We start from the raw sequence: 13,481 nt of genomic DNA, 5'->3' as shown, positions 1-13,481 counted from the left end.
TCCAGGCTGGGTCAGGCGCTTCCAAGGTTTGGCTTATTTGCCGCCCACAAACTGGTTGGTGTAGAGATCTTTGGGGGCGGCTTCTTTGGGCACGACACCATTGCTGACGTAGAACTTTTGCAGTTCAGCCAAACGAACCTCGTCCATTTGGCCCAGGACTTTTTGGTTGGCATACACGTATTTGTTGTACATCTCGAACACGTTTTGAATATTGGCTTCCTTGCCCTTGTGAGCCGGCACGTGCTGTACATACGCGATGGTGGCCTCTTTGGGGTTGACCATGATGTCTTTCATGCCTTTGAGCGTGGCGCGAACCAATTTTTGAATCAATTGCGGATTCTTTTGAATCGTCTCGTCAGAGGCCAAGATGGCTTGGGCCATGCTTTTGAAGTACACGTCGGCAGGCAAGATGTCGACCTGGGCACCAGCCTCCATCGCGGTGGCGGTCCAGTCGGGCACGCCCGCCATGGCCACGGCTTTTTTGGCCGCAAATTGTTGCCAGACACCGGCGGGTCCTGCGGCTTGAATGTTCACATCGTTCTTGGTCAAGCCCACTTTGCTCAACATGCCCAACAAAGCGTAGTAGGTCGTATCGGTGTACGAGATGACCGTGACCGTCTTGCCTTTGAGTTCGCGCGGGCTTTCAATTCGCTCATCTTTGTGACTGACCAACTGGGCCAAAGAGCCCGATCCCAAAACGGCCACAGACTTGACGGGGATACCTTGTGCACGGGCAATGATGGGCGTGTCGCCGATGGCGCCGCCGATGACCGCATTGCCTGCGCCCACTTGTTTGGCGACATCCACACCACCCCGTGCAGCCACGAACTTCACATCCAGACCTTCGGCTTTGTAATAGCCCTTGGCCTGTGCCAGCATCCATGGACCAAAGGCAGGCAATGTGCCCGGTGCCGGCAGCAAATACGTGATCTCTTGCAACGGGGCTTGCGCTTGCGACACGCCCGGCAACACCGCCAGCAAGGCCGAAGCCAGCAAGCTCACACAAGTCATGCGTTTGTTCATCAAGGCAGGGGCTTTTTTCACAGTCGTCTCCAGTTTTTTGAGGTGGGAAGAAAAAAAATCAATGCACATCGCTGTGCGCGTCGAGCTTGAGCAATTCCATCAATCGGCTCACGTAGTCGGCCAACAAGGGGTGTTTGCGCCTTTGCAGCGGATTGGCTCGATCGGGAATAGCCACGTGGATTTCTTCGATCAGTGTCCCAGGACGCTCACTCATGACCAAAATCCGGTCGGACAGTGCCACGGCTTCGGCCAAATCATGGGTGATGAACACCACCGTCTTACCCTCACGCTGCACGGTTTGTGCAAGGTCTTGCTGCAAGATCATTTTGGTCTGCGCGTCCAGCGCCGAAAACGGCTCGTCCATCAACAGCACCAAAGGGTCCACGGCAAGGGTCCGGGCCATGGCAGCCCGCTGACGCATGCCGCCCGATAACTGGTTGGGGTAATGCTGGCCGAAACCTTTGAGGTGGCATTGGGTCAAAAGGCGATCGGAGATTTTTTGGCGCTCTTCACGTTGAACGCCACGCAGCTCCAAGCCAAACTCGATGTTTTGGGCAATCGTGCGCCATGGCATGAGCAGGTCTTTTTGCAGCATGAAGGCCACATGCTTGCTCGGCCCAGACACCACTTCCCCGTTGACTTTGACAAGACCTGCCGAGGGTTTGGACAAACCAGCCCCCATGTTGAGCAAGGTGCTTTTGCCGCAACCTGAAGGGCCAATGATGGAAACCACTTCGCCCTGGGCAATCGAAAAGTTGATATCGCGTGCAGCCAAAACAGCGGAAGAACCGCCGCGGGCTTCAAATCGCTTTTCAACCCCGATAAATTCAATCGCGGGGCTCTTGGAGTCCTGTGTCATTCTTTGACCTTTGTTTCACCAAAGAAACGTTGGTTTATCAAAGAATCAATAATACACTTTTACCGCCAATGCGCAAGACCGGACTTTCCACAAGAAAAATCCGCATTGAGGCCCAGGAGCTGGCGCACAAATCAGCCCATCGTTCGCGACTTCACGTGCGCCGGACGGTCTAAACAGGCCTGGAGCCATGCATCCACCGCCGGGTATTCCAGCAAGACATGGGGGGCCGGGCGAATCCAGCTGGCCACACTGGCCACACACACATCGGCCACGGTGAAACGCTTGGCGGCCAGATAAGCCTCACCTTGGGCGTGCTGCGCTTGCAGGTGCTGCTCCAACACGGCCAGTGGTACTTTCAGGCGGCTCTCGGCCTTGTCCGCCAGCTCGGGCTTGCGCTGCGCTTCGGGCATGGCCAGGCGATGCATCAGCACCGTCAGCGCGTCGCTTTCCAGTTCCGTCACCGTCCAAAAACTCCAGCGCAGGGCCTCGGCTTCTTCTCGCGGTGTGGCGGGCGTGATCGACTGCCCGTCGGCCTGTCCGTGGACCCGGGCCATGTAGAGCGCGCAAGCCATGCTTTCCCAGACCGTCACGGCGCCTTCGGGCCGCTCGTCCACCACCACGGGAATGTGGCCATTCGGGTTGAGCGCCAGAAACTCAGGCGTGCGTGTCGCTCCGCCTTTGTAAGTCATCGCGTGGTGCTCAAAGGTCAAGCCCAATTCCAGAGCGGTCCACAAAGGCCGCACCGCACGGGATGCGCTGATGCCGTAAATTTTCAAAGTCATGTGCGTCTCCTGAAGATCAGATCCAATCCATGCCCTGTCGGCGTGCTTACCGCCCGATCAGCGTTGGTAATCAGGCCAACTGGCGCACAGCGAATGCAAGTCTGGCACCACCACGTGGGGACGAACATCGCCGTGGGTCCATTCATGGCCTTCGCGGTTGAGCCAGGCGACCTGCATGCCCGCGGCCAGCGCCCCCACGCAGTCGGCATGCGCATCATCGCCAATGTGCAAGACCTGGTGGGGCTGCACGCCCGCGGCAGCGGCAGCGGCCTCAAAAATGCGCACGTCCGGTTTGGCCACGCCCAGCGACTGGGCGCTCACGCTGGCGTGAAAGTGCTGGCCTATGCCCACGCGGTGCACATCGGCATTGCCGTTCGACAAGGCCACCACGGGCATGCGCTGGCTCCAAAAAGCCAGTGCGGGCAGGGCATCGTCGAACAAATCCACCCGTTGGCGCTCGGCAAAAAACACCTCGAAAGCCGCCTCGGCCAAATGCGCAGGTTCCCCGGCTTGCTCTAACAAGGCGCGGATCGACTCCCGGCGCAGAAACGACAAATCGTGCGCCCGATCGGCATGGCGGGCATTGATGTCGGCACGGGTCGCTTTTTTGACTTCGGCATCTGCAGAAAGCGCTGCAGTGGCGGGGGCATGGGTGCTGAGCCAAGCCTGCAACACCGCCTCGGCACGGCCGATCGTGGGCCAAACTGGCCACAAAGTGTCGTCCAGATCGAGGGTAATGGCTTGGATTCGGGAAATGTCAATCATGGTGAGGGAGAATACCCGACATGGCATTTCAAAAAGAACCCTCCTTCCAGCATGGTCAGGCCGCCAAAACGGCTGTCTTGTATTGCAACTTGGGCACACCCAGCGCGCCCACGGCCCCTGCCCTTCGCAAATACCTGGCCGAGTTTCTGGGCGACAGCCGCGTGGTCGAGATCCCCAAACCCATTTGGTGGCTGATCCTGCACGGCATCATTTTGCGGGTGCGTCCGGCCAAATCGGCTGCGAAATACGCCAGCATCTGGACCGCGCAAGGCTCCCCCCTCAAAGCCTTCACCGAACAACAAGCCCAGTCCTTGGGCACCGCTTTGCAAGAGCGTGGCCACCATGTGGCGGTGCGCTACGCCATGCGCTATGGCCAACCGTCTGTCCCCGAGCAGCTCAATGCTTTGAAGGCTGAAGGGGTGCAACGCGTGTTGATCGTGCCCGCCTACCCGCAGTACAGCGGCACCACCACGGCCAGCGTGTTCGACGCGGTTTACCGCTGGGGCCTTAAAACGCGGCTCATCCCCGAGCTGCGCTTTGTCAACCGTTACCACGATGACCCCCGTTACATCGCAGCGCTGGCTCAAACCGTGCGCGATCACTGGGCCAGCCACGGCCAGGCAGAAAAATTGGTGATGAGTTTCCACGGCGTGCCCGAGCGCACCTTGCAACTGGGCGACCCTTACCACTGCGAATGCATGAAAACCGGCCGCCTGCTGGCCGAGGCGCTGGGCCTGACAAAAGACCAGTACAAGCTCACCTTCCAGTCCCGCTTTGGCAAAGCCAAGTGGCTGGAGCCCTACACCGAGCCCACGCTGATCGCGCTGGCCCAGCAAGGCGTGAAAAAAGTCGACGTGATCTGCCCGGGCTTCACGAGCGACTGCCTGGAAACACTGGAAGAAATCCAGCAAGAAGCCCAAGAAGCCTATCTGCACGCTGGCGGAGAAAGCTTCAACTACATCCCCTGCCTGAACAACAACGCCCAGTGGATCGAAGCGCTGACCGACATCAGCTTGGATCACATGCAAGCTTGGAATCTCGCGGCGCCCGATGAAGCGGCCTTGGCGGCCAGCAGGGCAAGGGCTTTGGCCCACGGCTCAAAAGTCTGAGCGTTTTTTTGAGGGGGTGGTCGAGCACTGGTGCTCGGCCCATCTCACTCAAACGGAGTTCAAAAAGTCTGTCACCCACTCCAGCTGCTGCAGCACATTCAGCGCTGGCGCATGCCCACAACCTGGCACTTCGATGTGCCGGAGCAGGCCTCGGGCACCCGGCCCACGGCGGCGCATTTCAGCGGCGGTTTCGGGCAAGACCAGATCGGAATGGACGCCGCGCAACAGCAACACCGGCAGTTTCAAAGCGTCGTAATGGTCCCAGATCAGGTAGTCGTTGGGGTGCGCGGTGAACTGCGTCGCCATGGCCGGGTCGTAATGCGGCGTCACGCGTCCGTCGGGCAGGCGGCGGGTGGAGGTTTCGGTCAGACGCCGCCACTGGGCGTCACTCAGCCAGCCATAAGGTTGGTAAACCTGCCGAAAAAATGCTTCCAGTTCGCTCACCGTGGCAAAGGCCGGGGGCGTGCCCGCATAGGCCTTGATGCGGTCGATGGCCGTCTGCGCCAGCTCGGGCGCGTTGTCGTTGAGCGTGAGGCTCAGGATGCGGTGCTTCAAGGTGGGCTCCACCAGAGCCGCCGCGCACAGCGTGCCGATCGCCCCGCCCATGGAGGTGCCCACCCAATGCACGGCGCGCAGCTGCAGCCCGTCCATCAGCTCGCGGGCGATGCGGGCATAGAAGGCCAGGCAATACTGCTGCTCCGGCGCCCTGCTCCATTGCGACAGACCGCGACCCACGGTGTCGGGGCAAATGACCCGGTAGCCCTGTGCGCTCAGGTGCGCTGCCAGTTCGTCCATGTCGCGCCCGGTGCGGGCCAGGCCGTGCCAGGCCATCACCGTGCCTTTGTCGGCCTTGCCCCAGTCGGTGTAGTGGATTTCCAGTCCAGCGCAGGTGATGTAGTGGGATGTGAAAGCCATAGGGACCTCAGATCTTGGACGAAGCCGCTTGGCCTGTCCCCAGTCCCACCAGCGCGGCGCGGGTGCGCAGACGCCCGACCACCCCGGTCGGGAAGTAATAGACCGACAGCACAAACAGCAGGCCCAACCACAGCAGCCAGCGGTCGGGCGAGAGCAAGGCCGACAGCAAAGGCACGGCAGCCGCCGCTTCGCTGGCCAGTCGCAGCAGGTCCTGCAAATAGCTTTGCGCCAGCAAGAACAGCACCGAGCCGATGGCCGCACCATAAATGGTGCCCATGCCGCCAATCACCACGATCAAGAGCACGTCCATCATGATTTCAAAACTGAGCGAGGTGTCCGGCCCGTTGTAACGCAGCCATAGGGCCAGCATGGCCCCGGCCACACAGGCATAAAGCGCTGACAGCACACTCGACAGCGTGCGGTAAACCACCACCCGGTAGCCGATGGCCTCGGCACGGAACTCGTTTTCTCGGATGGCTTGCAGCACGCGACCAAAAGGCGAGTTGACGATGCGCAGCAGCGACAAGAGCATCCCCACGGCCAGCACAAACAGCAGGTAGTAGCAAAGCAGACGCCCATCCAGCGACACGCCTAGGAAGGGCTCTTCGCTGAACTCGGTGCTGGGCAGCAGCAGCTCGGGCAGTTTGAAACTCAGGCCGTCCTCACCGCCCGTGAAGTCGGACAGTTGCGAGGCCAGCGTCTGAAAAGCCGCGGCCACGGCCAGCGTGATCATGGCGAAAAAGATGGCCCGCACGCGCAGCGAGAACAGACCAATGGCCAGCGACAACACCAGCGTGAGCGCCAAAGACAAAGCAAAGCCAGCGGCCAAAGCGCCCCAAGTCGGCCCCCAAGTGTTGGACGCGATGGCGATGCCATAGGCCCCGATGCCAAAAAACAAGGTGTGCGCAAAACTCACAATGCCGGTGTAGCCCAAGAGCAAGTCAAAGCCCGCCACCAGCACCACAAAAATCAGCACCTTGGCTGCGACCGACAAGGCCTTGACGCCCGGGAATAAAAACGGCGCAAAAGCCAGCCCCAGCAAAATGGCGATCAGCAAAACGGCCAGCACGCGGCTGCGCGGCTGGTCGTTGGAAATCAAACGGTTGAGCATGTCCGGACTTTCAACGGTTGGCCACGGGGTAAACACCCTGCGGGCGCCACAGCAACACACCCGCCATCAGCGCGATGTTGGAAAACAAGGCCAGCTTGGGCGCCAAAAAGCCGGTGTAATTGGCCATCAGGCCCACCAGCAAAGCACCGATCAGCGCCCCGCCGGTCGAGCCCAGCCCGCCGATGATGATGACGATGAAGATCAGCACATTGACCTGAGCGCCCATTTGCGGCACCACGTTTTGCTGGTACAGCCCCCACATGACGCCGCCGAGGCCGGCCAAGGCGCTGCCCACCACAAACACCCCCACAAACAGGCGGCGGATACGGTAGCCGAGCGACTCGACCATCTCGCGGTCTTGCACACCCGCGCGGATGAGCAAGCCGATCTTGGTGCGGCCCAGCACCCACATTTGGGCGGCGAACACGGCCAGCCCCACGGCCACGGCCAACAGGCGGTATTTCTCGATCGCCGCATCGCCCCAGAACACCGAGCCGCGCATGGCTTCGGGCAAAGGCAAAGCGATCTGCATGGGCCCCCAGATGACCTTGATGAGTTCCTCGCCAATGATCATGCCGCCCATGGTGATCAGGATCTGCTTGAGGTGCTGGCCGTACACAGGCCGCACGATGAAGCGCTCAAAGGCCAAGCCCACGGCTGCGGCCACAGCCATGGCGATCAACATGGCAGGCAGCACCGCCACCAGGTTGCGCCACCACTGGCCCGAGCCGGTCCAGTCGGCCATGGCGCCGAGCACGCTGGTGGCCACAAAAGCACCCAGCGCGATGAACAGGCCGTGCCCGAAGTTCAGCACGTCCATCAGGCCAAACACCAGCGTCAGGCCCGAGGCCATGATGAAGATGATCATGCCCATGGCCAGGCCCGCCACCGTCAGCGTCAGCCAGGTCGAGCCCGAACCGATCAAGGGCCAGGCCAGGAGCGCCAGCAAGGGAACCAGCAACAAAGGCCGGATATCGGTGTCTTGCAGGAATTTCATAAAGCCAGTCCCAACAAGGATTGCTGCAAAGCCGCGTCTTCGGCCAGCGCCTGCATGCGGCCCGCGTACACCACTCGGCCGTTGTCCATCACGGCCACGGTATCCCCCAACTGCTGGGCAAAGTGGATGTTTTGCTCCACCAGCAAAATCGTCACGCCGCTCTGCTTGAGCTGCTCAAACGCCTCGATCATGTTCTGGATGATGGCCGGGGCCAAGCCTTTGCTGGGCTCGTCGATGATGAGCAGATCACGCGGCTCCACCATGGCCCGCGCCACGGCCAACATCTGCTTTTGCCCGCCGGACAATTTGCCCGCAGGGTGGTTCCAGAACTTCTCCACAGCCGGGAAGAGTTTGAAAATCCACTGCAAGCGCGCGTCGTCCATCTGTGCCGCGTTCTTGGCGTTGCGAGCGGCCAGCAGCATGTTTTCCTTCACGGTCAGGTCCGAGAAGATGCCCATGTTCTCCGGCACATAGGCGATGTTTTTTTGCGCAATGGCGGGCGTGTGGAGTGCGGTGATGTCTTCACCCCCCAGTGTGATGCGCCCTTGGGAGGCAGACCACAGGCCCATGATGGTGCGCAGCGTGGTGGTCTTGCCCGCGCCGTTGCGGCCCAGCAGCATGGTCAGCTCGCCACGCGGCACCACCAAGTCCACACCGTGCAGGATGTGGTAGACCCCGATGTGGGTGTGCACGCCTTCGAGGCAGAGCAAATTCGCGTTCATGTCAGGCGGGTTCATGCGGCCACCTTTGCTTTGCCAAGGTAAGCCTCTTGCACGATGGGCGATGCGATCACCTCGTTCGGCTCGCCATCGGCCACCAAAGCGCCGTTGTGCAGCACGATGATGCGGTCGGCCAACTCGCGCACCACATCCATCTTGTGTTCCACGAGCAAGATGGTTTTGCTTTTGTCTTTTTTGAGCTGGCGGATCAAATCCAGAATCACCGGCGCTTCGTCGTGGCTCATGCCGGCGGTGGGCTCGTCAAACATGTAAACCGAAGGCTCCAGCGCCATCAACAGCGCCACCTCGAGCTTGCGCTGGTCACCGTGCGGCAGACTGGCCACAGGGGCGTCTTGCTGCGCGGTCATCGACACCGACTCCAAAATGTCCAAAGCGCGGCTCGTCAAGGCCGTGTGGTCACTCCAGATGCTCCACAAATTCAGACCTCGGCGGTGCGCGCCCTCTTTCGTGGCCTGCACCGCCAGGCGCACGTTCTCCAACACCGACAGGTTCGGGAACAGATTGGTCAGCTGAAACGCCCGCCCCAAACCTGCACGGGTGCGCGCCGAAGCGCTCAAGCCCGTCAATTCCCGACCGTTCAGGTGCACCACGCCATCGGTGGGCGGCAGCTGCCCTGAAATCAGGTTGAAGTAAGTGGTTTTGCCGGCCCCATTGGGGCCGACGATGGCGGTCAGCGTGCCGGGTTCAAAACGGCACGAGACCGCATTGACCGCCACATGACCGCCAAACCGCACGGTCAGCTTGTGGGTTTCGAGCATGGCTTGGCGTGAAATCAGCGCTTGTTGCGGATCGGCACGTTCATTTCTTCGGGCTTGATCTCGCGGATCAACTCAGGCACCCCCCAAGCGAAAGCCGGGTCGACCTTGATCTTGAAGTGGTACATGCTTTGCATGGCTTGGTGGTCTTCCTTGCGGAAGGTCATCTTGCCCTTGGGCGTGTCAAAACTCATGCCCTCCATGGTGCTGATGAGCTTGTTGGTGTTGGTGTCGCCATTGGTTTTTTTCAAAGCCGTCACCAAAGCCATGGCCGATGAGAAGCCACCCGCGGTGAAGAAGTCCGGTGGTGTCTTGAATTGTTGGTAGTGCGAGGCCACCAGCGCATCGTTGACCGGGTTCTTGGGCATGCCGAAATAGTAGTAGGCCGCGCCTTCCATGCCAGGGAACTGTTTGTAAGCCACCATCGCGGGCAGGATGTTGCCACCCGTGGCGATCTCGATGCCATAGCGCTTCAAGTCCATGTCGGCGATCTTGAACGGGTTGCCACCGGCCCAGATGATGAAGATGATCTTGCGTCCAGGCAAACCCTTGAGCTTGTCGATCATGCGCTGGGCACCGGCGGTGAAGTCGGTGGTGGCGGGCGGCAGGTACTCTTCGTGCACCAGCTTGGCTTTCTTGACCGAGTCCTTGAAGGCCTTCACGCCGTCCCGGCCAAAAGCCGAGTCCTGCGCCATCGTCACGATGCTCACGCCATCCTTGTCCACCGCCACGGCGTTGGCGATCGCGTCCTGGCTGCTGTTGCGACCGGTGCGGAAGATGTATTTGTTCCACTTGTCGCCCGTGATGGAGTCGGCCACCGCAGGCTCCACCAACAAAATCTTTTTGTACTCTTCGGCCACCGGCAGCATGGCCAAGGCCACGGGCGATGCGGTTGGGCCCACGGCCAAGTCCACCTTGTCGTCGCCATAAGCAGCGGCCAGCAGGTTTTTGCCCAGGTCAGGCTTGCCCTGATCGTCCTTTTCGATCACCACAATCTTGCGGCCACCCACTTCCATGGTGCCGCCTGTGGCATAGCTCAAACCCATCATCAAACCGGTTTGGGTCTGTTTGCCATAAGCCTCCAGGGGGCCTGTTTTGCTGTAAATGTGGGCGATTTTGATGTCTTTGCCCTGGGCCATCACAGCCGGAGCCAAAGAAGAAGCCACCGCCAGGGCGGCCAAAGAGATGAGTTGTCGACGGAACATGGGGGTCTCCTGTTGGGATGATCGTGCGTTGGTCACGCCATACCCTGTGCACAAGCCGTGCCAGAGCCCTGGCAAAGCCCCACCCTCCTAAACCCTTGTCGTCACTGACAATTTTCCAAACAAGCCAGCAGCCCACCTTGAAATGTATTTTTATAAGACAAAATAAATGTCTTTTAAAAATACACATGCCTCATATAAAGACAAATCAAGGCAAGCGGAGGTACAGTTTGGCACGCGATACACCCAACATTTTGGCCGCAGCCACTTTGTTGCCCTGGGTCACTTCCAGGGCTTTGGCCACGGCCAAACGCTCCAGCGCCTCCACCTGCTGAGACAGGGGCCCCAACAAGGCATTCACATCGTGCGTCACCATGGGCAGGAGGGACTGACGGGTCGAAGGTGCCGGTGAAATTTGACTCAAACCCGACTCGCGCAAAACGACCTCCACTTCGGACGCGTCCATCACGCCGGTATCGCTGCGCAGCAGCAATTGCTCCAAAACGTTGCGCAACTCCCGCACATTGCCGCGCCAGTATTGAGCTGACAACAAGGCCACGGCTTGCGCACTGAATTCGGGGTGCGGTAAATCGCTGCGCAAGGCCAGGTCTTCGGCCAGCACCTCGATCAGTGCCGGAATATCGGCGGCCCGCTCGCGCAAAGGCGGCAAGCGCAAGGGCAACACATTGAGTCGGTAAAACAAGTCTTCCCTGAACTGGCCCGACTGCACCAGCTTGACCAAGTCACGCGAGGTGGCTGCGATGATGCGGGCATCAAACGGGACCAAGCGGTTAGACCCCAAGGGCTCCATCTCGCCCTCTTGCAATGCGCGCAACAACTTGGCCTGCAAGCCCAAGGGCATGTCACCAATTTCATCCAGAAACAGGGTGCCGCCATCGGCCAGTTTGAATTTGCCTTCTCGCCCCTTGCGGTCGGCACCGGTGTAGGCGCCAGGGGCCACACCAAAGAACTCGGCCTCCAGCAAGGTCTCGGGCACAGCCGCAATGTTCACGCTGACCAGTGGGCCTTTGGCGCGAGGGGAAGACGCGTGGATGGCATGGGCCAACAACTCTTTGCCTGTGCCCGTCTCACCCAACAACAGCACCGGGCTGCTGGACTGGGCCGCTCTGCGCGCTTGGCGCTTGAGATCGACCACAAGCGCGCTCGAACCAATGAAGCTGGCAAAACTGTGCCGCGCCTGACGCAGCCCCACGCCCGAGCGGCGTTGGACGGCCAAAGCGTCCCGCGCCTCATCCAACTCACGCTGCATCAGGGAAAACTTCGCCAAAAACGGCTGCAAATTCGATTGCGGCTGGTCAAACAACACCACCCCCAAAGCCCCGATCACCTGACCCGCATCGTCGCGCAAAGGAAAACGGCTCACCACAAACGTGCCCGCCTTGTTGGTGAGCAGGTCGATCAAGATGGGTTTTCCAGTCTCCAGCACGCGTTGCATTTGTGTGTTTTGCACCACCGCGGCGACGGGTTGCCCCACAAAGTCCGCTTCACTGGCAAAACCCAACGCTGGCAAGTAACGGCGGTACTGGTCATTGATCCAAACCACACGGCCCGATCGATCGACCAAGAGCATGCCCTCGCTGGCATTTGCAAAGACATCGAACAATGATTTGGCGGCCAAACTCAGGATGCTCTGCGCATCTTTGGGCAAAACTGTGACATCAAACTCTGGGGATAAAGGCATGCCGTGATCTTAACCATGCGCCCTCAAAATCCAGACGCGTGGTGCAGCCCAAAAGAAAAAAGCCCGTGAGACGAATCTCACGGGCTTGCTTCTGGCGGAAACGGAGGGATTCGAACCCTCGATGAGGCTCTACACCCCATACTCCCTTAGCAGGGGAGCACCTTCGGCCACTCGGTCACGTTTCCAGTGGGCAAATTATAACTTAGGCTTGGTCCAGATCGAAGGCTTTGTGCAGTGCGCGCACCGCCAACTCCATGTATTTTTCATCGATCACGACCGAGGTCTTGATTTCCGATGTGGAGATCATCTGGATGTTGATGCCCTCTTCGCTCAGGCTGCGGAACATCTTGCTGGCCACGCCCACATGGCTGCGCATGCCGATGCCCACGATGGACACTTTACAAATCTTGGCATCGCCCGACACTTCGGCCGCGCCCAGTGCGGGCAAGACTTTTTCCTTGAGCAGGTCAATGGTCTTGGCGTAATCGTTGCGGTGCACCGTGAAGCTGAAGTCGGTTTTGCCGTCCTTGCTCAGGTTTTGGATGATCACGTCCACTTCGATGTTGGCATCGGCCACTGCGCCCAGGATTTGGTAGGCAATGCCGGGCTTGTCGGGCACGCCCAACACGGAGATTTTGGCTTCGTCGCGGTTGAATGCGATGCCGGAAACGACGGCTTGTTCCATTTGTTCGTCTTCCTCAAAAGTGATCAGGGTGCCGGATGCGGCTTCTTCGTTGATGTCGATGTCCCAAGGCGTGAAGCTCGAGAGCACGCGCATGGGCACTTTGTATTTGCCAGCAAATTCGACCGAGCGAATTTGCAAGACCTTGGAGCCAAGGGAAGCCATCTCCAGCATTTCTTCAAAGCTCACGGTGTGAAGGCGACGCGCTTCGGGCACCACGCGGGGGTCGGTGGTGTAGACGCCATCCACATCGGTGTAGATCAAGCATTCGTCAGCTTTGAGGGCGGCGGCCACGGCCACAGCCGAGGTGTCAGAGCCGCCACGGCCCAAGGTGGTGATGTTGCCGTGCTCATCCACCCCTTGAAAGCCGGTGATGATGACCACTTTGCCTGAATTCAAATCGCCCTTGACGCGGACATCGTCGATCGACTCGATGCGGGCCTTGGTGAAAGCGCTGTTGGTTTTGATGGCCACTTGCCAGCCGGCATAACTGACCGAAGGCTGGCCTTCGGATTGCAGCGCAATGGCCAACAAAGCCGACGAAGCTTGCTCGCCTGTAGAGGCGAGCATGTCGAGCTCGCGGCTGTAATCATCGCCAGGTTTGGCGGGGGCCAGCTCTTTGGCCAGGCCGAGCAGTCGGTTGGTTTCGCCGCTCATGGCACTGGGGACCACGACAATCTGGTGGCCTGCACGCGCCCATTTGGCCACGCGCTTGGCGACATTGCGGATGCGCTCGGTCGAGCCCATCGAGGTGCCGCCGTATTTGTGAACGATCAAAGCCATGTGTTGTGTTGAAGTGAGGATGAAAACGGGGTTCAAGCGACAAGCCAGCCTGTGAT

Annotated in this window: 13 protein-coding genes and 1 tRNA gene; 1 reads left to right on the top strand and 13 read right to left on the bottom strand. The window is 59.8% G+C overall.

Annotation, left to right across the window (positions count from 1 at the left end; genetic code table 11):
* Positions 1 to 33: 33 nt before the first annotated feature.
* The 4 genes from B9Z31_RS07505 to B9Z31_RS07490 all read right to left on the bottom strand — a co-directional run bounded on the left by B9Z31_RS07505 (position 34) and on the right by B9Z31_RS07490 (position 3,429).
* Entirely contained in the window at positions 34 to 1,044 is a 1,011-nt protein-coding gene (locus B9Z31_RS07505) for an ABC transporter substrate-binding protein (protein ID WP_369804666.1), read from the bottom strand.
* Between the two features lie 37 nt (positions 1,045 to 1,081).
* A complete protein-coding gene (locus B9Z31_RS07500) occupies positions 1,082 to 1,882 on the bottom strand; it encodes an ABC transporter ATP-binding protein (protein ID WP_100118945.1) in 801 nt (266 codons plus the stop codon).
* A gap of 131 nt (positions 1,883 to 2,013) precedes the next feature.
* Positions 2,014 to 2,664, bottom strand: a complete 651-nt coding sequence (locus B9Z31_RS07495) for a glutathione S-transferase family protein (RefSeq protein WP_100118944.1) — start codon at positions 2,662 to 2,664, stop codon at positions 2,014 to 2,016.
* Positions 2,665 to 2,721: 57 nt separating this feature from the next.
* Positions 2,722 to 3,429: an HAD family hydrolase gene (locus tag B9Z31_RS07490; protein WP_100118943.1), complete on the bottom strand. Its 708-nt coding sequence runs from the start codon at positions 3,427 to 3,429 to the stop codon at positions 2,722 to 2,724.
* A gap of 20 nt (positions 3,430 to 3,449) precedes the next feature.
* Here B9Z31_RS07490 and hemH point away from each other — a divergent pair, with 20 nt between their 5' ends.
* Positions 3,450 to 4,538 (top strand): ferrochelatase, encoded by a 1,089-nt coding sequence (hemH, locus tag B9Z31_RS07485; protein WP_100118942.1) that lies wholly within the window; start codon positions 3,450 to 3,452, stop codon positions 4,536 to 4,538.
* A 48-nt stretch (positions 4,539 to 4,586) separates the two neighbouring features.
* Here the strand turns inward: hemH and B9Z31_RS07480 are convergent, their stop codons facing one another.
* From B9Z31_RS07480 to B9Z31_RS07440, 9 genes are all read right to left on the bottom strand, one after another.
* A complete protein-coding gene (locus B9Z31_RS07480; RefSeq protein WP_100118941.1) occupies positions 4,587 to 5,453 on the bottom strand; it encodes an alpha/beta fold hydrolase in 867 nt (288 codons plus the stop codon).
* A gap of 7 nt (positions 5,454 to 5,460) precedes the next feature.
* A complete protein-coding gene (locus tag B9Z31_RS07475) occupies positions 5,461 to 6,564 on the bottom strand; it encodes a branched-chain amino acid ABC transporter permease (protein WP_100118940.1) in 1,104 nt (367 codons plus the stop codon).
* A gap of 10 nt (positions 6,565 to 6,574) precedes the next feature.
* Positions 6,575 to 7,561: a branched-chain amino acid ABC transporter permease gene (locus B9Z31_RS07470; protein WP_100118939.1), complete on the bottom strand. Its 987-nt coding sequence runs from the start codon at positions 7,559 to 7,561 to the stop codon at positions 6,575 to 6,577.
* Positions 7,558 to 8,298: an ABC transporter ATP-binding protein gene (locus tag B9Z31_RS07465; RefSeq protein ID WP_369804664.1), complete on the bottom strand. Its 741-nt coding sequence runs from the start codon at positions 8,296 to 8,298 to the stop codon at positions 7,558 to 7,560. The genes B9Z31_RS07470 and B9Z31_RS07465 overlap by 4 nt, the downstream gene beginning before the upstream one ends.
* Positions 8,295 to 9,059 (bottom strand): ABC transporter ATP-binding protein, encoded by a 765-nt coding sequence (locus tag B9Z31_RS07460; RefSeq protein WP_100118938.1) that lies wholly within the window; start codon positions 9,057 to 9,059, stop codon positions 8,295 to 8,297. The genes B9Z31_RS07465 and B9Z31_RS07460 overlap by 4 nt, the downstream gene beginning before the upstream one ends.
* Before the next feature lie 14 nt (positions 9,060 to 9,073).
* Complete coding sequence (locus B9Z31_RS07455; RefSeq protein WP_100119125.1) at positions 9,074 to 10,261, bottom strand: substrate-binding domain-containing protein; 1,188 nt, start codon at positions 10,259 to 10,261, stop codon at positions 9,074 to 9,076.
* A 205-nt stretch (positions 10,262 to 10,466) separates the two neighbouring features.
* Complete coding sequence (locus B9Z31_RS07450) at positions 10,467 to 11,960, bottom strand: sigma-54-dependent Fis family transcriptional regulator (RefSeq protein ID WP_100118937.1); 1,494 nt, start codon at positions 11,958 to 11,960, stop codon at positions 10,467 to 10,469.
* 92 nt (positions 11,961 to 12,052) lie between these two features.
* A tRNA-Ser gene (locus B9Z31_RS07445) sits at positions 12,053 to 12,145 on the bottom strand.
* A 17-nt stretch (positions 12,146 to 12,162) separates the two neighbouring features.
* On the bottom strand, positions 12,163 to 13,425 hold the full coding sequence (locus tag B9Z31_RS07440) for an aspartate kinase (protein ID WP_100118936.1): 1,263 nt from the start codon (positions 13,423 to 13,425) through the stop codon (positions 12,163 to 12,165).
* Positions 13,426 to 13,481: the final 56 nt, after the last annotated feature.

The sequence above is a fragment of the Limnohabitans sp. G3-2 genome, assembly GCF_002778275.1.
Classification (GTDB): domain Bacteria; phylum Pseudomonadota; class Gammaproteobacteria; order Burkholderiales; family Burkholderiaceae_C; genus Limnohabitans_A.
Note: the sequence above shows the minus strand (reverse complement) of the source record. Positions and strands in the feature narration are given on the sequence as shown.